The 26,000-nt window shown below is 69.4% G+C and carries 23 protein-coding genes; 9 read left to right on the top strand and 14 right to left on the bottom strand.

Going from position 1 to position 26,000, the window contains the following annotated elements:
• Nucleotides 1–9: 9 nt before the first annotated feature.
• The 3 genes from dtd (at nucleotide 10) to FHX50_RS06655 (ending at nucleotide 2,240) form a co-directional block, all read left to right on the top strand.
• Nucleotides 10–453: a D-aminoacyl-tRNA deacylase gene (gene dtd, locus FHX50_RS06645; protein ID WP_183375834.1), complete on the top strand. Its 444-nt coding sequence runs from the start codon at nucleotides 10–12 to the stop codon at nucleotides 451–453.
• 24 nt (nucleotides 454–477) lie between these two features.
• Complete coding sequence (locus tag FHX50_RS06650) at nucleotides 478–1,224, top strand: phosphoglyceromutase (protein WP_183375835.1); 747 nt, start codon at nucleotides 478–480, stop codon at nucleotides 1,222–1,224.
• Between the two features lie 287 nt (nucleotides 1,225–1,511).
• Nucleotides 1,512–2,240, top strand: a complete 729-nt coding sequence (locus FHX50_RS06655) for a hypothetical protein (protein WP_183375836.1) — start codon at nucleotides 1,512–1,514, stop codon at nucleotides 2,238–2,240.
• Nucleotides 2,241–2,324: 84 nt separating this feature from the next.
• On the opposite strand, the gene FHX50_RS06660 is transcribed toward FHX50_RS06655, so the two are convergent.
• Together FHX50_RS06660 and FHX50_RS06665 are read right to left on the bottom strand one after the other, a co-directional pair.
• On the bottom strand, nucleotides 2,325–3,230 hold the full coding sequence (locus FHX50_RS06660) for a DUF2382 domain-containing protein (protein WP_183375837.1): 906 nt from the start codon (nucleotides 3,228–3,230) through the stop codon (nucleotides 2,325–2,327).
• A 432-nt stretch (nucleotides 3,231–3,662) separates the two neighbouring features.
• Nucleotides 3,663–4,316 carry a TetR/AcrR family transcriptional regulator gene (locus tag FHX50_RS06665; RefSeq protein ID WP_183375838.1) on the bottom strand — a complete coding sequence of 218 codons (654 nt, stop codon included), beginning with the start codon at nucleotides 4,314–4,316 and terminating at the stop codon, nucleotides 3,663–3,665.
• Nucleotides 4,317–4,448: 132 nt separating this feature from the next.
• Here FHX50_RS06665 and FHX50_RS06670 point away from each other — a divergent pair, with 132 nt between their 5' ends.
• Nucleotides 4,449–6,110, top strand: coding sequence for an MDR family MFS transporter (locus tag FHX50_RS06670; protein ID WP_246370828.1), 1,662 nt, complete (start codon nucleotides 4,449–4,451; stop codon nucleotides 6,108–6,110).
• A gap of 161 nt (nucleotides 6,111–6,271) precedes the next feature.
• Nucleotides 6,272–7,306, top strand: a complete 1,035-nt coding sequence (locus FHX50_RS06675) for a GNAT family N-acetyltransferase (protein WP_183375840.1) — start codon at nucleotides 6,272–6,274, stop codon at nucleotides 7,304–7,306.
• A 112-nt stretch (nucleotides 7,307–7,418) separates the two neighbouring features.
• On the opposite strand, the gene FHX50_RS12355 is transcribed toward FHX50_RS06675, so the two are convergent.
• From FHX50_RS12355 to FHX50_RS06695, 4 genes are all read right to left on the bottom strand, one after another.
• Complete coding sequence (locus tag FHX50_RS12355) at nucleotides 7,419–8,348, bottom strand: DUF559 domain-containing protein (RefSeq protein ID WP_183375842.1); 930 nt, start codon at nucleotides 8,346–8,348, stop codon at nucleotides 7,419–7,421.
• A 286-nt stretch (nucleotides 8,349–8,634) separates the two neighbouring features.
• On the bottom strand, nucleotides 8,635–10,269 hold the full coding sequence (guaA, locus tag FHX50_RS06685) for a glutamine-hydrolyzing GMP synthase (protein WP_183375844.1): 1,635 nt from the start codon (nucleotides 10,267–10,269) through the stop codon (nucleotides 8,635–8,637).
• 1 nt (nucleotide 10,270) lies between these two features.
• Nucleotides 10,271–10,687 (bottom strand): DUF3817 domain-containing protein, encoded by a 417-nt coding sequence (locus FHX50_RS06690; protein WP_183375846.1) that lies wholly within the window; start codon nucleotides 10,685–10,687, stop codon nucleotides 10,271–10,273.
• Nucleotides 10,674–11,642 carry an SURF1 family protein gene (locus FHX50_RS06695; RefSeq protein WP_183375848.1) on the bottom strand — a complete coding sequence of 323 codons (969 nt, stop codon included), beginning with the start codon at nucleotides 11,640–11,642 and terminating at the stop codon, nucleotides 10,674–10,676. The genes FHX50_RS06690 and FHX50_RS06695 overlap by 14 nt, the downstream gene beginning before the upstream one ends.
• Before the next feature lie 144 nt (nucleotides 11,643–11,786).
• Here FHX50_RS06695 and pta point away from each other — a divergent pair, with 144 nt between their 5' ends.
• Nucleotides 11,787–13,898: a phosphate acetyltransferase gene (pta, locus tag FHX50_RS06700; RefSeq protein ID WP_183375850.1), complete on the top strand. Its 2,112-nt coding sequence runs from the start codon at nucleotides 11,787–11,789 to the stop codon at nucleotides 13,896–13,898.
• A 9-nt stretch (nucleotides 13,899–13,907) separates the two neighbouring features.
• A complete protein-coding gene (locus tag FHX50_RS06705; protein WP_183375852.1) occupies nucleotides 13,908–15,119 on the top strand; it encodes an acetate kinase in 1,212 nt (403 codons plus the stop codon).
• A 102-nt stretch (nucleotides 15,120–15,221) separates the two neighbouring features.
• On the opposite strand, the gene FHX50_RS06710 is transcribed toward FHX50_RS06705, so the two are convergent.
• Both FHX50_RS06710 and FHX50_RS06715 read right to left on the bottom strand, forming a co-directional pair.
• Nucleotides 15,222–16,334: a GuaB3 family IMP dehydrogenase-related protein gene (locus tag FHX50_RS06710; RefSeq protein ID WP_183375854.1), complete on the bottom strand. Its 1,113-nt coding sequence runs from the start codon at nucleotides 16,332–16,334 to the stop codon at nucleotides 15,222–15,224.
• Nucleotides 16,335–16,469: 135 nt separating this feature from the next.
• Nucleotides 16,470–17,171, bottom strand: coding sequence for an exonuclease domain-containing protein (locus FHX50_RS06715; RefSeq protein ID WP_183375856.1), 702 nt, complete (start codon nucleotides 17,169–17,171; stop codon nucleotides 16,470–16,472).
• A gap of 357 nt (nucleotides 17,172–17,528) precedes the next feature.
• On the opposite strand from FHX50_RS06715, the gene FHX50_RS06720 reads away from it, so the two are divergent.
• Entirely contained in the window at nucleotides 17,529–18,485 is a 957-nt protein-coding gene (locus FHX50_RS06720; protein WP_183375858.1) for a hypothetical protein, read from the top strand.
• 22 nt (nucleotides 18,486–18,507) lie between these two features.
• Here the strand turns inward: FHX50_RS06720 and FHX50_RS06725 are convergent, their stop codons facing one another.
• Entirely contained in the window at nucleotides 18,508–18,648 is a 141-nt protein-coding gene (locus FHX50_RS06725) for a hypothetical protein (protein WP_183375860.1), read from the bottom strand.
• 14 nt (nucleotides 18,649–18,662) lie between these two features.
• On the opposite strand from FHX50_RS06725, the gene FHX50_RS06730 reads away from it, so the two are divergent.
• Entirely contained in the window at nucleotides 18,663–19,391 is a 729-nt protein-coding gene (locus tag FHX50_RS06730) for an SRPBCC domain-containing protein (RefSeq protein ID WP_183375862.1), read from the top strand.
• A 4-nt stretch (nucleotides 19,392–19,395) separates the two neighbouring features.
• On the opposite strand, the gene guaB is transcribed toward FHX50_RS06730, so the two are convergent.
• From guaB to betT, 5 genes are all read right to left on the bottom strand, one after another.
• The gene (gene guaB, locus FHX50_RS06735) at nucleotides 19,396–20,892 is read right to left on the bottom strand and encodes an IMP dehydrogenase (protein WP_183375864.1); all 1,497 of its coding nucleotides are present in this window, start codon (nucleotides 20,890–20,892) and stop codon (nucleotides 19,396–19,398) included.
• Between the two features lie 114 nt (nucleotides 20,893–21,006).
• Nucleotides 21,007–21,825, bottom strand: a complete 819-nt coding sequence (locus FHX50_RS06740; RefSeq protein ID WP_183375866.1) for a hypothetical protein — start codon at nucleotides 21,823–21,825, stop codon at nucleotides 21,007–21,009.
• Nucleotides 21,822–22,844: a pseudouridine synthase gene (locus tag FHX50_RS06745; RefSeq protein WP_183375867.1), complete on the bottom strand. Its 1,023-nt coding sequence runs from the start codon at nucleotides 22,842–22,844 to the stop codon at nucleotides 21,822–21,824. Before FHX50_RS06745 ends, FHX50_RS06740 begins: the two co-directional genes overlap by 4 nt.
• An 18-nt stretch (nucleotides 22,845–22,862) precedes the next feature.
• Nucleotides 22,863–23,525: a hypothetical protein gene (locus FHX50_RS06750; RefSeq protein WP_183375868.1), complete on the bottom strand. Its 663-nt coding sequence runs from the start codon at nucleotides 23,523–23,525 to the stop codon at nucleotides 22,863–22,865.
• Between the two features lie 143 nt (nucleotides 23,526–23,668).
• Nucleotides 23,669–25,918 (bottom strand): choline BCCT transporter BetT, encoded by a 2,250-nt coding sequence (gene betT / locus FHX50_RS06755; protein ID WP_183375869.1) that lies wholly within the window; start codon nucleotides 25,916–25,918, stop codon nucleotides 23,669–23,671.
• Nucleotides 25,919–26,000: the final 82 nt, after the last annotated feature.

Genomic DNA, 26,000 nt, shown 5'->3' on the forward strand with positions numbered 1-26,000 from the left:
GGACCACCGATGCGCGCAGTTCTGCAGCGAGTGAGCTCCGCGTCCGTCGCCGTGCTCGACGACGACACCGGAGAGCGCCGCGACCACTCCCGGATCGACTCCGAAGGCCTGCTGGTCCTGCTCGGCGTCACCCATGACGACGGCGAGGAGCAGGTGCAGACCATTGCCCGGAAGATCGCGGAGCTGCGGATCCTCTCCGGTGAGAAGTCCGCGACCGATCTGGACGCCCCGATCCTGGTGGTCTCACAGTTCACCCTGTACGCGGACGTCCGCAAGGGCCGCCGGCCGTCGTGGAACCAGGCGGCGCCCGGCCCGGTCGCCGAGCCGCTGGTGGCGCGGGTGGTCGAGGAGCTTCGCTCCCGGGGCCTCACCGTGGCGGAGGGCGAGTTCGGGGCACATATGCAGGTGTCCCTGGTGAACGACGGACCGGTGACGATCCTCGTGGAGGCTTGAGGGTGCGCCGGTAGACTGCGGGGCATGACCCACACATTGATTCTGCTCCGCCACGGCCAGAGCGACTGGAACGAGAAGAACCTGTTCACCGGTTGGGTGGACGTCCCCCTCACCGCCCAGGGTGAGAAGGAGGCCGTCAACGGCGGCCGCCTCATCAAGGAGGCCGGCCTGCTCCCGGACGTTGTGCACACCTCCCTGCTGCGCCGCGCCATCTCCACCGCGAACCTGGCGCTCAATGAGGCCGACCGCCACTGGATCCCCGTGAAGCGCGACTGGCGCCTCAACGAGCGCCACTACGGCGCCCTGCAGGGCCTGGACAAGGCGGAGACGCTGGAGAAGTACGGCGAGGAGCAGTTCATGGCATGGCGCCGCTCCTTCGACACTCCCCCGCCGAACATCGAAGCGGACAGCGAGTTCGCGCAGGACAACGACCCCCGCTACCAGGGCCTCGGTGACGAGATGCCTCACGCGGAGGCGCTCAAGCAGGTCATCGACCGCTTCCTGCCGTATTGGGAGTCCAGCATCAAGCCGGACCTCGCCGACGGGAAGACCGTGCTGGTCGCCGCGCACGGCAACTCCCTGCGCGCCCTCGTGAAGTACCTGGACGACATCTCCGATGAGGACATCGCCGGCCTCAACATCCCCACCGGCCAGCCGCTGGTGTACACGCTGGATGAGGACTTCCGGCCGACGGTCCGCGGCGGCGAGTACCTCGACGCCGAAGCCGCCCGCAAGGCCGCCGAAGCGGTGGCGAACCAGGGGCGCAAGTGATCGTGTGACCGTCCCGCCGGCTGCGGTGGGGCGAGTCCGACGGACTCCCCGCAACAGAGGGCCCGTGCTGCTGAGGCAGTGCGGGCCCTCCTCGCGCCTGGAGCCCACGGGAGTCTCCTTCGACCGAACTCAAAACCTTCATGCGATCGTCCTACCCCTCTGACCTGGGGTTCCGCTCTGCTGACCACCGAGCGCCCGACCACCAAGGCGGGTAACCTTCTTTTCCGGTCGGTCGGTGAATATGGTGAGGGCGTTGCACCGCACCACCATTCCCGCCAGGAGGCACCATGTCCACACCCCCGACCACTGAGCCACGAATCCGCCGCCGGGCACTCATGCGAGGTGCGGCGTGGGCCAGCCCCGTCGTCGCCGTCGCGACTGCCGCGCCGGCATATGCCAAAAGCGGCGCCCAGCCCAGGTACGACCTGTCCACCTCCTGGTCGAGCATGTACAGCTACACCTGGGACAACTACGGCAATTGCTGTGCCACCCAGCTGCGATACTCCAACATGGTCAACAACGAGAACACGGCCGCGTACGGCTTCTCCGTATTCAACCGGAGAATGGTCATCGACGGCACGGAGACCACCGACCTCTCCCCCACCGTGGACGCCACCGCAACGAACGTGACCACTATCCTGTACTACCCGCTCGGCATGGTGAACACCTCCGCCCGGAACTACGGGGTGACCATCGATTCCCGGGACGCCCCCTACTGGCGACTCACCGACCTGAGGACCGTGACCCTGTCAGACGGGCGCCGCTACAGCGCCTTCACCTTCTCCTGGCGCGGCACCGCCACGCAGAAGACGGTGACCGCAACCAGGGGCCAGCGGGTTCCCAGTTGGGCGACCACCAGTCTGCGCGTGCACTTCAGCCCCAGCAACCGCTACTGCCCCGGAAACTCGGTCACCTGGTGGGTCGCACACACCGGCACGTTCACAACGACCAACGGCTGGTCCGCCACTGTCACCGCCAATCCGCAGAGACAGGTCATGACGCCCGGCAACTGGTGATTCCCCGACCACACGAAGCGCCCCACCGGACTTCCCGTCCGGTGGGGCGCTTCTTCATGTGCGCTCAGGGGCGCGTCAGTGCCATCAGATGTCGCGCTTGTCGCCCGTGACGTCGCCGCGCTGCTCGCCGGTCTCGAGGTCGACCTCTTCGTGAGCAACGGTGGTGCTGACGGTCTCGGTGTCCTCAACGGTCTTGGTGCCGAGGCGGACCTTTTCGGTCTCCACGGTCTCCTTGGAGACGACCGGGCGCTCCTCGTGGAGGGTCACGGTGATATCCTCGTCGGTGCCGCCGCCGATGGTGCCGCCGGTCTTGCCGCTGCCGGGCTCGCGCTCGAGGACGACCTCTTCGCGACGAACCGGGACTTCGACCTGCTCGGTCTCCTCGACCACGTACTTGCGCAGGCGTGCCTGGCCGGTCTCCTTGCGCTCGGTGCCGACCTCAGCGCGCTCGGCGTGCAGGGTGACACCGTCGGCGTCGTCGACGTCGGTGCGGTCGCGGTCAGCGACATCGCGACGGTCCTGGTCAGCAGCATCGCGGCGGTCGTGGCCGACGCCGCCGTCGACACCGGCTTCGCGGTCGAGGTCGTTGTCGCGGCGATCATGGCCGGCGCCGCCGGCGACACCGGCTTCGCGATCGAGGTCGTTGTCGCGGCGACCGCCCTGGCCGGCAGCGCCGTGACCGGCGACGCCGTAGTAGCGGTAGAGCTCTTCCTCTTCCTTGTGGTCGATCTTGCCGTCGTCCTCCACGTTCGGAGCATCCTTGATGAAGGACTTCTCGTAGGGAACGGTGATGACGCCGTTGTCGAACTTGGCGTCAGCCAGCGGAATGAAGGTCTCCTTGCTGCCGAAGAGACCCAGGTTCACGGTCACCCACGACGGCTCCTGTGAACCATCGGTGAGGTACAGCTGGCCGACCTTGCCCAGCTTGTCGCCGGTGGAGTCGACGACCTCGGCGCTCTGCAGTTCGTTGATGTTGCCCTTGAAAGTCATGAGGATTCCTTCCCTCGGTAATCGTGGCGGCCCGGCGCCGATCGGTGCGACACCGCGGCCCAGCACCAACCGGCGCTTCCGAAAAAGAATGTACACACCGCTTCCTGATCACGACCTGGAATCATTCAGGATGCGAGAACACTTTCTCGGTTCATTGTTATCCGAACATGAAGCGGGCGAGATGGTCGCACGCAGTCAATCAGACCGCTCTCAGGACGGACATAACGGCATATAGCGGGCACCCGCTCGAGGCATCGCCGGACACTATGGCCGCTCACACATTGTCACGCTTCTGCAACAAATGGGCCTCACTCGGATGAACATCAGATCACGGGAGTATCACGGCGTCGAGGCCAGACAATTGTTGCGCACCACTGGGTGCGGCGCTGCCGCAGCGCGGCACCGGTGCAGGACGAAGACCCGTCGGCCCCCTCAGGCGCGCGCGCCGCGCTCCTGAATGATGGCCGCGCGCACCGCCTCGATCGACTCCAGCGCCTCAGCGACCGACACGTTCTGCCGCATCGCGGTCACGAACGCCGCCCGGATAGAAGCGAACGCATGCAGCACCACCAGAGCCGAGCGCTGCCACGCTTCGTCATCACCCAGGTCAGGCGACTGCTCCAGCAGTCGCTCATGCATGATCTGGATCAGCTCCCACTGGACCTCATTGGCGGCATCCATGGAGAGATGACCGAGCGCGGGCTCGCGCTTGAGCACCGCGCGGCGCATCTCCTGCAGCTCCGGATCGTTCGGTGCCGTGTCGATATACGCACGGCTGAGCACGATCATGGAGTCCTCGGGAGCCTCGTCGCCCGGGCGCTCCCGCAGCAGCGTGCCGAGGTGGGCGATGCGGTGCGGGTCGTGCCCGAGGATCGCCTGTTCCTTCGTGTGCCAGTAGTTGAAGAAGGTGCGCGGGGACACCCCTGCCCGGTCGGCGATCTGCTCCACGGTGATGCAGGTGCTGCCGTGCTCACAGGTGAGCTCAAGGGCGGCGCGGTGCATCGCTGCGCGCGCCTGCTCCTTCTTCCGCTCCCGCAGGCTCGGGGTGGGGCGGCATCCGTCGGCCGACGGGTTCTGGGCGTCCATTTGGTCAGTGTCACACAAGGCCTGCACACAGTGCAATTGTGCAGTGACTGCAATAACCGTAGGGTTGGAGGCGTTCGGATCGCACGTTCACTCAGACCCTCCGCCGATCCCCCCCCTAACAGAAGGACTTCGATGAACGCACCTATGGACAGGGGCGCCGTCACCGGCAGCGCCGTCCGCGCGAGCGGCACCATCAGCGGCACCACCACCTCGGACATGCCGGCGCTGACCCCCGAACAGATCGAACACGCCCCGGCGCCCGTGGAGTTCACCGGCCTGGACCGCAGCGGCAAGCTCATCTTCGCCGGCCTCATGCTCGGCATGTTCGTGGCGTCGATCTCCCAGACCATCGTGGGCCCCGCCCTCCCCCGGATCGTCGCTGAGCTGCACGGCATGGAGCACTACTCGTGGATCGCGACCTCCGCCATGCTGGCGAGCGCGGTCGCGGTGCCGATCGTCGGCAAGTTCTCCGACATCTTCGGCCGCCGCGCCTTCTACATCGGCGGGCTCGTAGTGTTCCTGCTGGGCTCGATCCTCGCCGGCGCATCCCAGAACTTCTGGTTCCTCGTCTTCGCGCGCGCCGTACAGGGCATCGGCATGGGCACCCTCATGCCGCTGTCGCAGACGATCATCGGCGACATCATCCCGCCGCGCCAGCGCGGCAAGTACCAGGGCCTGATGGGCGCCACCTTCGGCATCTCCTCCATCGCCGGCCCACTGCTCGGCGGCGTCATCACCGACGCCCTCGGCTGGCGCTGGCTGTTCTACATGACGCTGCCACTCGGCGCTCTCGCCCTCTGGTTCATCATCCGCTACATGCACCTCGACCACCGCGGTGACCGCTCCCCCATCGACTACTGGGGCATGGCGACCCTGATTCCAGGCCTCGTACTCGCCCTGCTCGCCACCTCCTGGGGCGGCTCGCAGCATCCGTGGACCAGCCCCGTCATCCTCGGCATGTACGCCGCGGCTGCGGCCCTGCTGATCGTGTTCGTCCTCATCGAGCTGCGCGTGCCCTCCCCGCTGATCCCGCTGAGGATCCTCGCGAACCGGGTGGTGGCGGTGTCGATCCTGGCGAGCTTCGCGATCGCTGTCGCCATGTTCGGCGCCATCATCTACATCCCCGTGTTCGCGCAGGCATCCCTCGGGGTGTCCGCGACCGAGTCCGGCGCGATCCTGATCCCGCTGAACATCGCCCTCGTGCTGTCCTCCATCGTGATGGGCCTCGTGATCACGAAGATCGGCCGCTACAAGATGATCCTCATCGGCGGCGCGGCAACCATGCTCGTCGGCTACATCCTGCTGACCCTGCTGGACCACCAGTCGTCCTCGTGGGCCCTGACCGGCGCGATGAGCGTGATCGGCATCGGACTGGGCATGTCGATGCAGACCTACATGCTGGTGGTGCAGAACGCGGTCGCGCAGACGGACCTCGGCGTGGCGACCTCGTCGGTGCAGTTCTTCCGCAATGTCGGATCCACGGTCGGCATCGCCGTGCTCGGCTCCGTCCTCGCCGCGAACACCGAACCGTCGATTCAGAAGCGGATCGCGGAGCTGCCCGCACCGCTGAAGGAGAAGCTCGCCGCATCCGGTGGTGTGCCCGCCGGCGGCGAATCCAACGCCGTGCTGGACCCGGGGGCGCTGTCCCACATGCCGGCGCCGCTGGTGGAGGCCATCCAGGCCGGCATGGGCGATGCAATGCACTCCGTGTTCATGGCTGCCGTCCCGTTCGCGGTGCTGGCACTGATCCTGTCGCTGTTCGTCAAGCAGCTGCCGCTGCGCACCCACAACTGACGCCAGCTCAGCGGCGCCGGAACGGGGCCGACGGGGTCCGTGGTGGCAGCGGGCTGAGCCGCGGGGGACCGACCGGGTCGTCGGACACCGCTGCCCGAATTCGGTCCCGGCCGACCGCCCTCCCGGACTGCCCGGGCACCCTTCTCGGTACCCTGGAGACCATGACCAACGCTGCACCGGCCATCACTGTCCGACCGATCGATCCTGACACCGCCGGCACTGACGCCGCCCGCGAGGCCTGCGCCCGCGTCGCACGACTGAGCGCCGGCTCGCACACCATCGACGTCACCGAGAGCCTCAACAAGTTCGAATCCCGCCACCACACGATGTTCGTGTACGCCGGCGATGCCCCGGAGGTCGCGGACGAAGCGTCGATCCAGGCGGGACCGGACCCCGTCGGCTGGGCGATCGCGCAGGACCGCGCGGCCGGTCGCATCAACGCGGTGTGGGCCATCGATCCGACGCACCCGTCGGCCGACGCGGTCGCCGACGTCATGGTGCAGTGGCTGATGCAGACCGCCGGGGAGATCTCCGCGGAGCGCGGCCTCGCCGAGTCGATGCTGGTGGCGGAGGTCGAGGCTGAGCACGCGGTGCGCATGGCAGCACTGGAGCGCGCGGGGTTCGAGAAGGTCCGCACCTGGCTGACCATGCAGATCCCGCTGAGCCCCGCTGCGACCACCGAGTCCGAGCGGGACGACCCGCGCTACGCCGCCACGAACACCGCCGATTCGGGCGACCTCGTGATCCGCACGGTCGAGTCGCAGGAGGACAAGGAGGAGCTGCACCGGGTCCTCGAGCTCGCGTTCCGCGATCACTTCAACTACTACCGGGAGACGTTCGAGGAGTTCGAGGAGCGGGTCGAGATGCTCGCCGGCCACGCATGGGACCTCGATTTCGTTGCGGAGCACCCGGAGCGCGGCATCGTCGGCGCCCTCATCACGGGGTCCTCGGCCGACGGGACCACGGCGCACGCCGAATACCTCGGGGTCAGCGGGGACGCGCGCGGCCTCGGCGCCGCTTCCAGCCTGCTGACCGTGTTCCAGGAGACGTACCGCGCCGCCGGGTTCACCACCGCAGAGCTGCAGGTCGATGCCGACTCCCCCACCGGCGCCGACAAGCTGTACCGCAAGCTCGGCTACACCCCGACCGCGCAGCAGTTCACCTACCACCATCCCGTGTCAGCGCCGCAGGGCTGAGGGCGGCGGCCCCCTTTCCGCGTTGCATGCGTTTCAGCGCGCTCGATCGTGAACGAGTGCGCTGAAACGCATGGAACCGGGGTCGCCCGGCGCCGGGCCCCTGACGGGCCGGTCACGCCGCTTCGAGCGCGCGTCGCACCAGCGCCACCGCCGGGCTGTTCGCGAGTGCCGCTCGGACCTGGTCGTCGGACGCATGCAACCGCGGCGCAGGCAGGTGATCTCGGAACAGACGCAGCACCGTGAAACCGAGCGCCTGCAGGTCCAGCGCCCGATCCTGATCATGGACTGCACGGTCGCTGGTGAAGTGCGGCTGCCCGTCGTACGCCACGAGCAGCCGAGCGTGTCGCCACAGAAAATCCGGTTGGAACAGCCACCGGCCGCCTGCCCCTCTCAGGACCGGGTTCAGCTCCGGCTCATCCAGCCTGCCGAAGTGGCAACCGAGCCGGCACCGCGTCTCCTGGGGCGAGTCCGACCCGACCCGCGTCAACGCCAGCGCCGACCGCGCAGCGGCGATCCCATGCTGGCGTACTCGGGACTCCACTGCGGCACGCAGATCCTCCACGGACGCATACGGCAGCGCCCGACGCTCCAGTCCCCGCCGCGGATGCCGAACCAGATGATCCGCAATGACGACCCGCGCATCCAGCGGAAGCATGGGACAGGGATCCAGCCACGTGTCCACCCGGGACGCCAGCACCACCCGGCCCGACACGAACGCGGTCCCGATGTCCACACGGCGATGGCTCCATGACACGAGACCGCTGTCCCGCCGGCGCGTGCCCGCCGGCGCGTTCAGGTGGATCGGCTGGCCGACCTGCCAGGTCTGCAGCTCCCGCGGCAGCGGCAACCGGTGAATGCGCGCCGCCGTCGGTCCCGTGATCGCCGCTCCCGGGTAGTGCTCGACCACCGCACTCGCGAGCATCGATTCGGTGACCTCGATGTCGCGGTGCGCATAGAAGCCGCATCCGAGTGACCGCAGGTCCACGGCCTTCACCCGGTGGGGGCCGAGGCCGTGCGCCTCGGCATCGGACCGGTGGAACACGCGGTGGGCGAGGGTGGGCGGCAGCGGGGGCAGAGCGGATCGACATGTCCACAGCCTCGCCGGTCCCCGGCGGCCGGCCGACGGGCTCCGCGGATGTGGGGACGGCTGGGGGTGTGGACAAACGGCGCCAGCACAATGGGCCGGCGGCACGGTTAATGCGTTTCAGCGCCCTCGATCGGAATCAAGAGCGCTGAAACGCATGGAACCGGGGCCGGGCTGGCGGTGCCGGGCCAGCGGGACCGGGGCCGGACCCCGGGAAAGCCCGGACCGGAGTCGGGTTAGCGACTCACTCCCACTCGATGGTGCCCGGCGGCTTGCTGGTGATGTCTAGGGTGACGCGGTTGATCTCGCGGACCTCATTGGTGATGCGGTTGGAGATGCGGGACAGGACGTCGTACGGGACCTTCGCCCAGTCCGCCGTCATCGCATCCTCACTGGTGACGGGCCGCAGGACCACCGGGTGGCCGTAGGTACGGTGATCACCCTGCACACCCACCGATCGGACATCCGCCAGCAGCACCACGGGGCACTGCCAGATGGACCGGTCCAGGCCGGCGGCGGTGAGTTCGGCGCGCACGATCGCGTCGGCCTCGCGGAGAACGTCCAGGCGCTCCTTCGTGACCTCGCCGATGATGCGGATCCCCAGTCCCGGCCCCGGGAACGGCTGGCGGTGCACGATCTCATCCGGCAGGCCCAGCTCCGTGCCCACGGCGCGGACCTCGTCCTTGAACAGGGCGCGCAGCGGCTCCACCAGCTCGAACTGAAGGTCATCGGGCAGGCCGCCCACATTGTGGTGGCTCTTGATGTTGGAGGTGCCGTCGCCGCCGCCGGACTCCACCACATCCGGGTAGAGGGTGCCCTGCACGAGGAACGCCTTCGCTTCGGCGTGGGCGTCGTCACCGGTGCCGGCCACCACGCCCTGCTCGCGGAGGATGTCCTCCTGCGCCTGCTCGAACACGCGGATGAATTCGCGGCCGATGGTCTTGCGCTTCTCCTCCGGGTCGGTGATGCCCGCGAGCGCGGTCAGGAAGCGCTCCTCAGCATCCACCATGACGAGCTTCGCGCCGCCGGTGGAGGCGCCGAACGCCTTCTCGATCTCCTCGGACTCGTTCTTGCGCATCAGGCCGTGGTTCACGTACACGCAAGTGAGGCGCTCACCGATGGCGCGCTGCACAAGGGCCGCCGCCACGGCGGAGTCGACGCCGCCGGACAGGCCGCAGATCGCGGAGCCGTCACCGATCTGTTCGCGGATCAGCTCCACCTGCTCCTCGATGACGCTGCGGGTGGTCCATTCGGGTTCGATGCCGGCGCCGCGCACCAGGAAGTTCTCGATGATCTCCTGCCCGCGGTCGCTGTGCCCCACTTCGGGGTGCCACTGCACACCGAACAGGCGGCGCTGCGCGTCCTCGAACGCGGCGACCGGGGAGCCGGCGGACTCAGCGATGACGGTGAACCCGTCGGGCGCTTCGTGGACGGAGTCGCCGTGGCTCATCCACACGTTCTGGTCGAGGTCCTGGCCGGCGAGGAGCACGGAGTCGCCGTCCACGCTGGTGAGGCGGGTGGCGCCGTATTCGCGGACACCGGTCTCGGCGACGCGGCCGCCGAGCGCATCGGCCATCGCCTGGAAGCCGTAGCAGAGGCCCAGCACGGGGATGCCGGCCTCGAGGATGGCGGGGTCGAGCCGGGGTGCGCCGTCGGCGTACACGCTGGAGGGGCCGCCGGAGAGGATCAGGGCGCGGGGGTTCTTCGCGAGGATCTCCTGGGCGGGCATCGAGTTGGGGACGACCTCGGAGTAGACGTTCGCCTCGCGGACCCGGCGCGCGATCAGCTGCGCGTACTGGGCCCCGAAGTCGAGCACGAGGACGGGGTTCTGAGCCGTCTGGCTGGCGGGTGCTGCGTCTGTCTGGTTCACGGTACTCATCCTATCGCTTCGCGGAGCGCTCACTGTCGCCGAGGGTGGGGCGTTCGCGCAGCTCCGTCTCGACCTTCTGGCTGGTCCACTTCTCACCGAAGAACGACAGCACCGGGACCACGCCGAACAGCATGAGCAGCAGGAGCCGGCCGATCTGCCAGCGCATCTTCAGCCACAGGTCGAAGCACAGCACCACGTACAGCATGTAGATGAGGCCGTGGATCGGGCTCCAGGTCTTCGAGATCGACTCCCACAGCTGCACATCCGACGCGCTCGCGTCAGCCCCGCCGAACACGAGGTAGCGGAAGATCATGATGACCACGAGGATCAGCAGGGCGACGCCCTCCACGATCGACGCCACTTTGAAGCGCGCGAGCGAAGTGCGGACCTGGGTCTCATCGAGCGGACGGGGTTCAGTCACCGGCATTGTCCTTTTCTTGGCGAGGGGTGGTGGGCTCGGTCCCGCCGAGCATCGCCTCCAGCTCCTCGCGGCGCGCGGCGCGCTCATCGAGGTACTGGGTGCGCACGGAGCGGTACCAGATGTAGAGGAAGAAGAGACCGAACGCGACCCACTGCAGCATGTACGACACATTCTGCAGATCCAGTCCCTCCCGGAACTGGCTGCGGGCCGCCGGCAGGGTGCGCAGATCCTTCGGCTGCGCAGCACCGGCCTTCTGGTTGTGGTCGGCGGCCTCGTCGGTCACCGCGAGGTAGCCGCCGGCCATGGGGCCGCCCCACTCGTTCACCAGCAGCGGGGTGGAGATCTCGGCGAGGACCCCGTCGCGCACGAACCCGTCGGCCGCCGCTTCGGACGCCTCCAGGCGGCCGACGAACGTGACGGTGCCCTCCGGCGCAGGGGTCACGTCAACGGCGGCGGGGTCGAGGGTGCGCGGGTCAATGGGCTGCGGGACAGCGTCTCCGCCGGTCTCCTGCTCCTGCCCGCCGACGCCGTCGCCGACGTGCGAGCCGGCCTCACCGCCGGTGGCGGGGGCGGTGCCGTCGATGCTGTCCTGCGGGATCCAGCCGCGCGCGATCGGGATGTGCGTGCCGGCGAGCGGACCGTCGGTGACCTCGAAGTCGGTGACGATGACGGCGGCGTCCTCGCCGTCGAGGAAGCGGTTGGGGACGATCACTTCGCGCTGCGGGTCGAACCGGCCGGTGACGGTGATGAGGCGCCCCTGGTCGGCGTTCGTCACCACGTCCCCGTCCTGGAGGACCTCCTCGAGGCCGACGGGTGCCGCCGCCTGCACCTGTTCGGACGTGTCGCGGGCCCGGTTCGCGCGGTCCCACTGCCAGTTCGCCAGCAGGCCGCACACAATGGTCGCAACGACCATCAGGGCGAGCAGCCCCAGGAAGCGGGGCCGAAGAGCGACACGGAGCATGCCAGCCATGCTACTGCCGAGCCGCCGGGACGTGCCGCTCCCCCGGCCCGGCCTGAGCCGCCCCTCACACGGCACCGCCGGGCAGCGCCGCCCACCTCACAGCAGGGGACGTTCCGCCCAGCTCGCGGCGGCGCGGCCCCGCCTATGCTGGATGCCGTGAGTCACTGCGTCTACATTGCATCGCCCGAAGGCAGAACCGGGAAGTCGTCCGTCGCTCTCGGTCTGCTCGAAGCCCTCATCCCCACCTCGGAGAGCGTGGGCGTGTTCCGCCCCGTCTCCAAGAAGAGCAGCGAACCCGACCACGCGGTGGAGCTGCTGACCGGCCATCCCGCCGTGGACCAGACCTACGAGGACGCGCTCGGCGTGGACTACGACCTCGTGTTCTCCGACCCCGCCGCCGCGCAGTCCCGCGTGCTGCAGCGCGCCCAGGAGCTGCAGGAGCGCTTCACCACCCTGGTGATCCTCGGCTCCGACTACGACGAGGTCGCCAACCCCGTTGAGCTGCAGTTCAACGCCACCGCCGCCGCGAACCTCGGCGCCTCCGTGGTGCTCGTGGTCTCCGGGCTGGACCGCACCGCGGAGGAGGTCGCGACCGTCGCGGCGCTGTCGGTCCAGGAGTTCGACTCCCACCATGCGCAGCCCGTCGCCGTCATCGCGAACCGCTGCAGCCAGGACCGCCTCGCCGACGTCCGCACCGCCCTGCGCGCCCGCGTGCCGGAGGGCATCGCCGTGGGGGCGCTGCCGGAGAGCCCCATCATCATGGCGCCGACGGTCGCCGGTCTGCGCGACGCGATCGACGGCCAGCTGATCCAGGGCGCCCACGAATGGCTGTCCCGCCCCAGCCTCGGCAACGTGGTCGCCGCGATGAGCCTGCCGAACGTGCTGCGCCGCCTCACCGAGAACTGCACGGTCATCGCCCCCGGTGACCGGTACGACCTGCTGCCGGGTCTGCTGCTCGCTCAGCAGTCCGGCACGTTCCCGTCGCTGTCCTCCATCGTCCTCACCGGCGGCTACGACCTGCCCGACGAGGTCAAGCGCCTCACCGAGGGTGTGCAGCAGGACCTGCCGATCCTCTCCACCGAACTGTCCACGTTCGATGCCGCGATCCGCGTGGCCGGCGCATCCGGCCGCCTCACGGCGAACTCGCCGCAGAAGCTGGATGCGGCGCGGCGCAACGTGTCGGAGAACCTCGATCTGGACGAGCTGCTCGGCGTCATCGACGTCGCCAAGTCCGAGGTGGTCACCCCCATGATGTTCCAGTTCGAACTGTTCGCCCGCGCCCGCGGCGCGAAGAAGACCATCGTGCTGCCCGAAGGCGATGAGCCGCGCATCCTCGCCGCCGCTGAGGCGATCCTCGCCCGCGGAGTCGCGAACCTCATCCTCATCGGGGACGAGAACGCCATCCGCTCCACCGCATCGCAGCTCGGCCACGACATCTCCGAAGCCCGCATCATCTCCCCCACCGACCCCGAGCTGGTGGAGAGGTTCGCCGAGGAGTACGCGCGGCTTCGCGCCCACAAGGGCGTCACCGTGGACCAGGCCCGCGAGAAGGTGCAGGACGTCTCCTACTTCGGCACGATGCTCGTCCACATGGGACTCGCCGACGGCATGGTGTCCGGGTCCGTGAACTCCACGGCGCACACCATCCGCCCCTCCTTCGAGATCATCCGGACCCGCCCGGACGCGAAGATCGTCTCCTCCGTATTCCTCATGGCACTGGAGGACAGGGTCCTCGTCTACGGCGACTGCGCCGTCAACCCGGACCCGTCGGCGGAGCAGCTCGCCGACATCGCCGCCCAGTCCGCCGCCACCGCCCAGCAGTTCGGGGTGGAGCCTCGCGTGGCGATGCTGTCCTACTCCACCGGTTCGTCCGGGTCCGGCGCCGATGTGGACAAGGTGCGCGAAGCCACCCGCATCGTCCACGAGAACCACCCGGACCTGAACGTGGAGGGCCCGATCCAGTACGACGCCGCTGTGGACGCGTCCGTCGCGAAGACGAAGCTGCCGGACTCCGCCGTGGCGGGTCGTGCCACCGTGTTCGTGTTCCCCGATCTCAACACCGGCAACAACACGTACAAGGCGGTGCAGCGCTCCGCCGGCGCCGTCGCGATCGGCCCGATCCTGCAGGGCCTGAACAAGCCGGTCAACGACCTCTCCCGCGGCGCCCTCGTCGAGGACATCATCAACACTGTCGTGATCACCGCGATCCAGGCCCAGGCCGATGCTCCGGCGGCACCCGTCGGCGACCAGAAGTAAGGACTCCCCATGACCTCGACCATCCTCGTGATCAACTCCGGCTCCTCCTCGATCAAGTTCGAGCTGGTGGACCCCGTCTCCGAGCACACCACCGCAGTGGGCATCGTGGAGCGGGTCGGGCAGCGCAACGGCACCGCCCGCATCGAGGCCGACGGCCGCACGGAGACCTATGAGGGGCCCGTCCCGAACCACGTGGCGGGCATGGAGGTCATCCAGAACCTGTTCGCGAAGATGGGTGTGGAGCTGAACGAGTCGACGGTCCGCGCCGTCGGCCACCGGGTGGTGCAGGGCGGCGCCCAGTTCGCCGAACCCACCCTGATCGACGATGAGGTCCGCGGCGCGATCTACGCGCTCGGCGCACTCGCCCCGCTGCACAACTACCCCGCGGTGGACGGCATCGACGGTGCGAAGGCGCTGCTGCCGTCCATTCCGCACGTGGCCGTGTTCGACACCGCTTTCTTCACCGCCCTGCCGGACTCAGCTGCGACCTACGCGCTCAACAAGGAGGTCGCCGAGGAGCACCGGATCCGCCGCTACGGGGCGCACGGCACCAGTCACCGCTTCATCTCTGAGCGCGTCCCGCAGTTCCTGCGCGAGCAGGACCTGCTGGAGGGGGCCGACGGGCCCCTGCGTCAGATCGTTCTGCACCTGGGCAACGGCGCGTCCGCGTCGGCCGTGGTCGACGGCGCTCCGGTGGACACCTCCATGGGGCTGACCCCGCTGGAGGGCCTGGTGATGGGCACCCGCTCCGGCGACGTCGACGCCAGTGTGTACGTGCATCTGCATCGCCGCGCCGGCATGTCCCCCACCGAGGTGGACACCCTGCTCAACAAGAAGTCCGGCCTGGTCGGTATGCTCGGCTACTCCGATTTCCGCGACCTCGAGGCCGCTCTCGACGCCGGTGACGAGGACGCGCAGCGGGCGTTCGCCGTGTGGGCGCACCGGGTGCGCAAGTATGTGGGGTCGTACGCGTTCGTGATGGGCGGGGTGGACATCATCGCGTTCACCGCCGGCATCGGGGAGAACGCTGATTTCGCCCGCGCTGAGGCGCTGAAGGGCCTGGAGGCGTTCGGCATCGAGGTGGATCCGCAGCGCAATGCGGGCCGGGTGAAGGAGCCGCGGATCATCTCCACGGATGACTCCGCCGTCACCGTGGTGGTGTACCCGACGAACGAGGAGCTCGCGATCGCGCAGCAGACCCTCAGCCTCGTGGAGGGCTGAGCGCCGCAGCGGGGCGCAGCCCGGCCCCGCGGCGGCGACGATCCGTCGACGCATTCGGGAATCCGAGCCCGGACGTCCCCGAATGCGCAGACGGATCGCGTCTCAGGCGCTGGTGACGACCTCGACGCGCTGGAAGTCCTTCAGCTCCGTGTAGCCGGTCGTCGCCATCGCGTGCCGCAGCGCCCCCATGAGATTGGTGGTGCCGTCGGCCTCCAGACCGGGACCGAAGAGGATCTGCTCCAGGGGCGCCACGCGGCCCACCTCCACGCGGTGACCGCGCGGCAGGGTGGGGTGGTGCGCTTCGCTGCCCCAGTGGAATCCGCCGCCGGGGGCGTCCGTGGCGCGGGCGAGGGCGGCGCCGACCATGAGGCCGTCGGCCCCGCAGGCGAGTGCCTTGACGAGGTCGCCGGAGCGGCCGAGGCCGCCGTCGGCGATGACGTGGACGTAGCGGCCGCCGGACTCGTCCATGTAGTCGCGGCGCGCAGCGGCAACGTCCGCCACCGCAGTGGCGAGGGGCACGGAGATGCCGAGGGTCTCCCACGTGGTCTGGGAGGCGCCGCCGCCGAAGCCGACGAGGACGCCGGCCGCGCCGGTGCGCATCAGGTGCAGGGCCGCGGAGTAGGTGGCGCAGCCGCCGACGATGACGGGGACGTCGAGTTCGTAGATGAAGCGCTTGAGGTTCAGCGGTTCGCGGTTGCCGGAGACGTGCTCGGCGCTGACCGTGGTGCCGCGGATGAAGAAGAGGTCCACGCCGGCGTCCACCACGTGCTTCCAGTACTCCTGGGTGCGCTGCGGGGACAGGGAGCCGGCGGCGACGACGCCGGCGTCGCGCAGCTGCTGGATGCGTTCGCGGATCAGCTCCGGCTGGATGGGGGCGGAGTAGATCTCGCGCATGCGGCGGGTGACATCCGCGCGGTCGAATTCGGCGATCTCCCTCAGCAGGGAGGTGGGGTCCTGGTAGCGGGTCCAGAGGCCTTCGAGGTCGAGGACGCCGAGGCCGCCGAACCTGCCGAGCTGGATGGCGGTGTCCGGGCTCATCACCGAGTCCATCGGTGCGGCGAACAGGGGGATGTCGAAGTTGTAGGCGTCGACCTGCCAGGACAGGGAGACGTCTTCGGGGTCGCGGGTGCGGCGGCTGGGGACGACCGCGACCTCATCGAGGCTGTAGGTGCGGCGCCCGCGCTTGTTCCGGCCGATTTCGATTTCGTTGAGCACGGCCCCATCCTATCCGGGGCCCCTGGGCTCCCGGGCAGGACGGCGGCACCGGCGCGGCGGCCGACGGGTGCGCACGGCGGCGCGGGCGGGCCGAGGAGTGGGCCGGGGCTGGCCGACGGGTGCGCGGAGCGCGGCTCAGAGGGGCCAGGTGGTGGACGCGTCCGGGGTCTTCCCCTTCTTCTTCAGGAACTCGTTGAAGTTCTCCGCCCACGCGCGGTGCAGTTCGATCTGCTTCTTGTGCAGCTCCGGCAGCTCCGTGCCGCCCACCTCCGGGAACTTCTCCGCCATGGCGCGCAGAACATCCAGGGTCATCGAGACATCGACATCGGCGGTGTGCATAGTGCCGTCGGCCTGGACGCCGTAGTGCTCCATCACCGCGGACAGGGTGCGCTTGCCCTTGCGGAAGCGGTCGAGGCCGCGGTCCAGCACGAGAGGGTCGATGACGGGCGCGATGTCGTGGCCGAGCCGGTCCGCGAGGGTGGGCAGGTCGTGGCGGGTGAGCTCGGCTTCGATGATGCGCAGGTCGAAGCTGCCGTTGAACGCGACGATCGGGGTGCCCTGCTGCAGCGCCTCGGTCAGGCGCGCGGCGATCTCTTCGAGAGCGGGACGACTGGGCACGCCGTACTGCTGGGCGTGAGCGGTGGAGATGCCGTGGACGCGGGCGGCGGCTTCGGGGATCTCCACACCGGGGTCGATCAGCCAGGTGGCGACCGTTTCGCCGGCGCGGCCGGGCCCGGTGGAGAACACGAGGGCGGCGGTGACGATGCGGTCGGTGTCCGTGTTGGTGCCTGTGGTCTCGGTGTCGAAGCCGAGGAGGGGCCCGTTGATCCAGCTCATGGCCCCAGCCTACGCCGGCGGGTTCGGGGCGGCGCGCCGCTGGGGAGGAGTGGCGGTGTGGACGGGCCGACGGGGCCGGGAAAAGCGAATGGCCCACCGACCCCCCGATCGATGGACCATCGCGCTCTCCTCCGCATGTGTTCGGCAGGAACGCAGTGCTGAGGAAATCTGTGTGCCGCAGCGGCCTCGTCACGGGGCCGCTCTGTGCGACTTCCACAAGTGTAGAATTCCGGTGTTCACCGTTTCCGCCCCCTGTGTGAACACCCGCGGCGCCCAGCGTGAACACCTCCACTGCGACTGTGAAAAGTCCGATTCCTCCGCAGTCCTTCGCCCGGTGAGCGTGGCACACTGTGACACGTGAACGACACCTCTGCGGGCGAGGAACACCGCCCGACAAGCGGGCCCGCCCCGTCCGGGCCGCGCCCGCCCGAGCCCAGTTCGTTCTCCACGGCCCTGCGGACGGCGATCACCCGTCGGCGACTCTCCCTGCGCGCCCTCCAGCAGCAGCTCGCGGCGCGCGGCCACTCCGTCAGCGTCGCCGCGCTCAGCATGTGGCAGAGCGGCTCCCGCTCCCCCGAACATCCCGGCTCCATCGCCGCACTGCCGGCCCTGGAGGAGATCCTCGGTCTGGACACCGGCGCCCTCTCCAACGAACTGGTCCACCCGCGCTTCCCCGGCCGGCCCATGCGCTTCCTCACCCTCGATGAGGATCTACCGCAGCGCGAAGTCCTCGAACGGATGATGCGGGAACTGGGCTTCACCGACCCGACGGACCAGCCGCACGAGATGTCCGTGGTGGAGCGGGCCGTCCTGGACAGCGCCCAGGAGCAGCTGCGGATCGACATCCACCTGATCGTGCGGGCACTGAAGGCAGGGCCGTGCATGATGCCGTCGATCCACATGTTCGCCGAGGATGAGCCGGTGATCCGCCCGGAGATCATCCCCGTAGGCGGCTGCCGCATCGGCGAGGCGATCGACTGGCCGCAGCAGCGGGTGTTCGGCGCCCAGGTGATCATCGACGACGACCTGCACCCCGGCGATCTCGCCTCCTGCCATTTCCGCGTGATCCTGTCGACCCCACCGCACCAGGTGCCCGAAGTGCTCTACTCGGTGGCGCGGCGCGCGAAGCAGGTGCTGCTGGAAGTGCAGTTCGAAGAGCACGACTGGCCGGACCAGGTGGAGCAGCTGCGCGGCGAGAAGGACACGGACGTGCAGGTGCGGCCGGCGATGGTGAACGCCTCGATGCGGGCGCGCACCTTCGCCACCGATTACGGGCCGGGCATGGTGGGCCTGCGGTGGAGGTGGCCGGACTAGACCGGCCGACGGGTGCCGAGCGTCAGATCCGCGCCGTGTGCTCCTGCAGCGACTCAGCGGTGACGGGCTGACCGATGCGGATGCAGATGATGGCGGCGCCCTTGCATTCGGGGCAGGCGCACAGCAGTGCGCGGCGATGGGCCGGTGCGGCGGGGTGACTCATGAGACACTGAGGCCATGCCCAGCAACGAGCTCCTGAACGCTCTGGACCATGTCGACGACGCCGCCCGCACCGTCTCCATCGAGCCTGCCCCCGCGACCAGCCGCGCCGCTCACCGTGCCGCTGTCCTCCTGGAGACCACGATCCACGCCCCGGCCGGAGCCGTCTGGGACGCGATCTCCACTTTCCAGCAGCTGAACCGCTGGTTCGGCCGCGTCCTGCCGTCTGAGGGGACGGCCGGCGGCTACGTCATCCCCGGCAGCGCCTGGGGCGCGGTCCTCGCACGGATCCCGGAGCAGCACCTGCGGATGTCGTGGAACTTCGACGACCGCACGAGCATCGTGGACCTGGACCTCACTCCCCCGTTCGACGACTCGCACGGCCGCGGCGCCTGCGACCTATCCCTGTCGCACAGTTCCGAGCTGTCCGATGAGGACTGGCAGAGCTTCGGTGTGATCGGTGTGGGCGTCGCGTGGGACCTGACGCTGCTGCGCCTGAAGCAGTACCTGCAGCAGGGCATCGTCGAGATCGAGAAGGGCGCGTTCAGCCGGCCCGCCGAGTCCGTCCGGGCGGAGCTGGACGCGTGGACGCAGAGCCGTGAAGCCCACGAGTTCATGCGCAGCTGCGCGGCCCGCTGGGCGACGGCCACGCTCACCGCCGGCACCCCCGCGCCGGTGGTGGATGCTCAGCTGCGCGGCTGCGAAGAGGCCCTCTTCGGGCACCTGGAGGACCCCTCCGGCAGCTGACCGCTCACGCCGTGTAGTTCGGCGCCTCCATGATCGCGGCCATGTGGTGCGGGTGCGATTCCTTCAGCCCGGCCGGGGTGATGCGGACGAACTTCCCACGCTCCTTCAGCTCGTCGATGGTGTGGGCACCCACGTAGAACATCGACTGGTGCAGGCCGCCGGTGAGCTGGTGGATCACACCGCCGAGCGCACCCTTGTACGCCACGCGGCCCTCAATGCCTTCGGGGACGATCTTGTCGTCGGTGTCCACGTCGGCCTGGAAATAGCGGTCCTTGGAGAAGGACTGCTTGCCGCGGGACGCCATCGCGCCCAGCGATCCCATACCGCGGTAGGACTTGAACTGCTTGCCGTTGACGAGCACCACCTCGCCCGGGGACTCCTTCGTGCCGGCGAGGAGGGAGCCGAGCATGACGGTGTCGGCGCCGGCCACGAGGGCCTTGGCGATGTCACCGGAGTACTGGAGGCCGCCGTCGCCGATGAGGGGAACACCGGCGGGCCTGCACGCCTTGGATGCTTCGTAGATCGCGGTGACCTGCGGAACGCCCACACCGGCGACCACGCGGGTGGTGCAGATGGAGCCCGGGCCCACGCCGACCTTGACGCCGTCAGCGCCTGCGTCGACCAGCGCCTGCGCGCCCTCGCGGGTGGCGACGTTGCCGCCGATCACCTGGACGTCCCGGAAGTAGGAGTCCTTCTTGATGGTCTGGATCATCTCGCGGGCGAGGCGGGCGTGGCCGTTCGCGGTGTCGACCACGAGGACGTCCACACCGGCGTCGCGCAGCGCACCGGCGCGCTCCAGCGAGTCGCCGAAGAAGCCGACGCCGGCGCCGACGAGCAGGCGGCCCTGCCCGTCCTTCGACGCGTTCGGGAACTGCTCGGACTTCACGAAGTCCTTCACGGTGATCAGGCCGGTGAGCTTGCCGGAGGGGTCGACCAGCGGGAGGCGCTCGCGCTTGTTGCGGCGCAGCATCGCGGTGGCGTCCTCGCTGGAGACGTCGCTGGGGGCGGTGAACACGTCGGTGGTCATGACGTCGCGCACCTTGGTGGTCTTCCATTCGGCGACGGGGATGAACCGCAGGTCGCGGTTGGTGCAGATGCCCAGCAGCATGTCCTGCTCATCGACCACGGGCAGGCCGGAGACGCGGAATTCGCCGCAGCGGGCGTCGAAGTCGTCGAGGGTGGCGTCGGGGCTGATGGTGACGGGGTTGGTGATGCGCCCGGTCTGAGTGCGCTTGACGAGGTCCACCTGGTGGGCCTGGTCGTCGATGGAGAGGTTGCGGTGGAGGATGCCGATGCCGCCGTGGCGGGCCATTGCGATCGCCATGCGCGCCTCGGTCACCGTGTCCATAGCGGCGGAGGCCAGCGGAATCCGCAGCGAGATCTCCCGGGTGAGGTGGGCGGTGGTGTCCGCATCCGACGGGATCACATCCGTCTCGCCGGGCAGCAGAAGAACATCGTCGTACGTCAGGCCAACAAAGCCGAAGGGATCTGCACTCGTCATGCACCTATGGTACCGGCCCTGAGCAGGCGCAGCAGGCGTGCGTGACGTGATCCATCGGGCATCCGGGGTGCTGCGGTCCGCTCCCCCGGGCGCACGGGGAGGCACGGGGCGCCGTCAGCCTCGGGGCTCTCGGCGGGCGGTGCGGTCTGCGCCGCGGCCGGTGGTGCGACCGGCGCTGCGGCGGGCGTCGTCCAGCGCTGCTTCGAAGGCCGACGGGTCCTGCCATTCCGGCCGCCACCCCATGCCGAGGGAGCGCGCCATCGCCCGGTTGTCGCGGGTGCGGGAGGCGCGCAGCAGCGCCGCCATCTCCTGCGCGCGTGGGCCCGGGACGGGGCCGACGGAGGCCGCCGCGGCGAGGGCCCGGATGCCGTCGAACGAGGCGTCGTCCCAGCCGGAGAACGGCACCGTGATGCGCGCCGGTTCGGCCGCGGCGTCGGCCGGGCGGTACCAGATGTCGGTGCTTCCCTGGCGGCGCGGATCGGCATCGATCCGCAGGATCTGCTCCAGCGGAACCCGCTGCCCACGCGCGAACGGCCCGGGCCGGAGGGACACCGTGCCGGAGGCCGGGGCGAATCGGGCGTGGGGGTTGGTCAGGGCGAGCACCGCGAGCGCCAGGAGGGCCGTCACGGCCCAGGTGACTGCCCAGGCGGCGGCGAATTCGATCAGCTGTGCTGCCCAGAACGGCAGGTGGGCGCTGAGCTCCCAGCTGAGCGTGCGGATGCCGGGCGCGGATGCCGCGACCATGGTGCTGAGCGGTACGGCGAGCAGCGGCAGGCCCATCGAGGCGGCGGGGCGCCAGTGCGCGAGCACGGTGGGTCCGAGGATGATGCGGCCGGACGCGTCAGTCCGGGCGCGCACTGCATCAGGGCGAGAGCGCGGGGCGTTCGTGCTGGGGCGCGACGCGTCAGAGCGCGGGTCCGGTGCGGTCGTCATCGCGGTGCCTCCGTGAGCCGGGTCGGGGTGGTGAAGGACCGCTCCTCCCCCGTGAGCGGGTCGGTGAAGGCCAGATGCACCGCCTGCAGCTGCAGGTCGATCCCGCCGGTGTCGCGGCGCTGCCGCTGTCCGGTGACCGGGTCGGGGGCGGGCTGCGGGTAGAGCTCGTCGCCGAGGATCGGCAGGCCCACATGCGTGCAGTGCAGACGCAGCTGGTGGGTGCGGCCCGTGTGCGGCACCAGGTCCAACAGGAACCGCGCGGCCCCGCCCTCGCCGGCACCGGGCGCCGCGCTCTCCCATCGGTCCACGAGGCGCATCGTGGAGTGCGCGGCCCGGCCGCCTGCATCCGAATGCGCCCAGATGTCGCCGTGGTCCTTGCGGATCGCTTCGCGCACATCCACCGCCTCCCCGGCGAGGAGGCGCTCGCGTGCGTGCCCGTGCGCGCCCGCATCCCAGCAGACCGCGCGGTACCGCTTCGTCACCCGGCCCGCCTCCGCGAACATCTGCTGGTAGGCGCCGCGCTCGGCGCGCACCTTCGACAGCGCCAGCAGGCCTGCCGTTTGCTTGTCGAGCCGGTGCAGCGGCGACAGCTCCTGGATCCCGTGCCGCACCCGCAGCCGCACCAGCGCGGAGCGCAGCACATGCTCTCCCCGCGGGATCGACGCAACGCCGGCGGGCTTGTCCACCACCAGCAGGTGCTCATCCTCGAACACCACCGGGATGTCGACCTCGTCCACCGGTTCGGGTGCGATCTCGCGGTGGAAGAAGATCTCCGAGGCGCGGGTGACGGCATCCGTCGGCCGGTAGGGGGCGCCGGAGCGGTCCACCACGTCCCCGCGCGCGAACCGCTCCCCCAGGTCCTGAGCCTCAGCGGAGACCAGCGCGGGGAAGCGGGCGGTGAGGACATCGCGGACGCTGCGGCCCGCCTCGTCGGCCGACGGCACCACCCGCACCGCATCCAGGCCGTGCCGCTGGGGCAGGGGTGAGGGGAGGCGGCGCGCCAGGCGGCGCCTGCTCATGACTCGGTCACCGGGCGATCACAGACCCCAGATCACGAACGTCAGCACATTGTGCGCCACGTAGAACAGCGCCGCCATCCCCAGCAGAACGTTCGGAAAGCGGTCCACGATCTTCAACGATCCGGGCAGCATGCGGTGCAGCTCAGCGGAGGTGATCTGCTCGACCCGCTCCACCCGCACCTGCGCGGCGGCAGCGGCATCCAGCATCTGCTCCTGGTTGGCGCCGCCGTACAGGCGGCCGGAGATGTTCGCGATGCGGCGGATGCCGGTCGCCATCACGATCACGGCGTCGTGCGCGTCCGGGGCGCCGTCCACCGCTTCGGCGGGGGCGCGGCGCACAATATCGGTGAACGCCCACACCGCGGAGACATCCTCCCAGTCGATGCGGCGCGGCCAGCGCAGCAGGCCCCGCACCCGGATCCCACGGGAGTCCACCAGCACCGACTGCGTGGTCGCGCGGATCAGGTAGAACAGCGCGATGACCAGCATGCCCAGCCACACGAGCGCGGGAGCGGAGAACCACAGGTCGTGGAAGAGCCGCTCATCGCGCCACAGCTTCTGGCCGAGGAAGCTGATCACCACCAGGAAGTCCAGCACGATGACGAACACGAGAGCAGCGGCGAGGAACGCTGCGCGGGCGGAACGAGTCGGTCGCAGACGGATCTGGCCCTCTTTCCTCACCCTGATCCCTCCTCGTCTCTCACAGGTCACCCGGCATCGGCGGAAGCGCCATCCAGCAGTGATGGGGCCCCGCCCATCCTACGTGGACGGGCGGGGCCCCAGTCGCGAAACGCCGCGGAACGGACCGGCAGGTCAGAGAAGGGTCAGACCGCTGCGGCCCCGTCCGCCGGGGGCGTCAGCACCGTGGACGCCTCGGTCGCACTCGCGTGCTGCAGGAACATCAGGTGGCCCTCGTAGTGGTCGAGGACGTCATCGATGATCTGCTGAGCGGTCAGGCCGAACACGTCGTAGCCCGCGGACCCGGTCTGGGTGAACACTTCGAGGCGGTAATAGTGCTCCTCCTGACTCTGTCGGCCGCCGAACGTCGGCACCGGCCGTTGCACGGCCGCCACCTGGTAGTGGAAGCTGCGGTCGTCCTGCATCGTCACCACGAGGGTGCGGGAGGTGACCGCCGCGGGGTCGACGGATCCCGCCGTCGACCCGGTCGCGGTGGCGAGCTCAGCGGTCAGGCCGTGACGACGGAACTCCGCGGCCACCTCGTCCAGAGCGGGCTCCACGGTGGAGTCCACGAACTTCCGCACGGTCTGCTTCGACGGGTAGGCGCGCATGGACGCCAGCCGCTGACGCCACGACCTCTCCGGCTCCCGACCGCCCGGCGCGCTGGACCGGGGAGTGCGCGGCAGGGCACCGCCCTCCCGCGCGGCCCGCTCCATCGCCAGCGCCTTCGAGAACGATGCCATCACCAGCCACGCGATGATCGTCACCGGCAGCGCGAAGATCAGCGTCGCGTACTCCATCGTGGTGACGCCGCCGGCCAGCAGCATCGCGCAGGTCAGCAGCGCAGTCAGCAGCGACCAGAACACGCGCAGCCACTTGGCGCCGTCCTCCGACGGATCCGGAATGGAGGAGGAGAAGTTCGACATCACCATCGCGCCGGAGTTCGCGGACGTCAGGTAGAACAGCAGACCCGAAATGGTCGCCAGAATGATGAGGATCGTGGCGCCGGGGAACATCTCCAGCAGCGCGTACCAGCCGCGCTCCGGGAACTCCATCGCCAGCTGCGCGAACTTCTCATTGCCGCTGAGCACCTCGAAGATCGCGGAGTTGCCGAACAGGGACACGATCACGAAGTCGCACAGCACCGGCACGGTGATCGCCGCGATGACGAACTCGCGCAGGGTGCGGCCGCGGGAGATGCGCGCCAGGAACAGGCCCACGAACGGGCCCCATGCCAGCCAGAACGCCCAGAAGAACAGCGTCCACTTGCCCATCCAGGCGGAGCCGCCGTCCTCGTACACCATGGTCTGCATGAGTCGCTGCGGGGTGGTCCACAGGAAGCGGCCCACGTTCTCCACGAAGCCGTTGAGCAGGAACGAGGTGTGGCCGAAGACCAGGATGTACAGCATCATCGCGCCGGCGCTCCAGAGGTTGAGCTCGGACACGATGCGGATGCCCTTGTCCACACCGGAACGGGTGGCGGCCACGGTCAGCACCACCGCCACGATCACCAGCGAGACCTGCAGGCCGATCCCGTCGGACAGGCCGGGGATGAGGGTGGCGATGCCGGTGGACAGCAGCACCACGCCGATGCCCATCGAAGTGGCCACGCCCATCACGGTGCCGACCAGGGCGAAGATGTCGATGACGTCGCCCGCGACACCGCGGATGCGCTTGCCGAACAGGGGATAGAGGGCCGCGCGGATCGACAGCGGCATGCCCCAGCGGTACGCGAAGTACCCCATGGCCATGCCGAGCAGGGAGTACATGGACCAGCCGACGATGCCGTAGTGGAACATCGTCCACACCACGGCTTCGCGCAGCGCCTCCAGCGAGCGGGGCGCCTCGTTGACGGGCTCGACGTACTGCGTGATGGGGCCGGTCACCGAGTAGAAGAGCATGTCGATGCCGACACCGGCGGCGAACAGCATCGCCACCCAGGTGAAGAGCTTGTACTCGGGGCGGGAGTGGTCGGGCCCGATGCGGACCGAGCCCTCCTTCGACACGGCCACCTTGATCACGAAGCCGATGACGACGGTGACGGTGAGGACGTAGAACCAGCCGACGTTCTCCGCGATCCAGTCGACGATCGCCGCCATGGTGTTCTGCGCGTTGTCCGGCAGGAAGATCGCCCACAGGCTGAACGCCAGGATCACGGCGGAGGACACCCCGAACACGAGGCGGTTCAGGCGGGGACCGGACTCGGCGAGGTCGGTGGGGCCGCGGTGCTGCAGCTCCTCCTGGTCGCGGGGCGGGCGCTCGGCGTCCCGGCGGGCGAGGCGGGCCTCGCGCTCGGGGCTCCGACGGGTGCCGCCGTAGGACTCACGCTCGATGACGTGGGGGTCGTTCTCGGGCGGCACCGCAGCGTCGTGGTCCTCGGGATCTGTGCTTCTCATTCGACTCCTGACTTCAGCGCCGCGAGGAGGGGCCGCAGCGCACTCGGTCACTGCTGGCGCGCGGGTGCGCAGCCGTCTCAGG

Origin of the sequence: Helcobacillus massiliensis, assembly GCF_014191425.1 — a bacterium.
GTDB classification, from domain to species: domain Bacteria; phylum Actinomycetota; class Actinomycetes; order Actinomycetales; family Dermabacteraceae; genus Helcobacillus; species Helcobacillus massiliensis.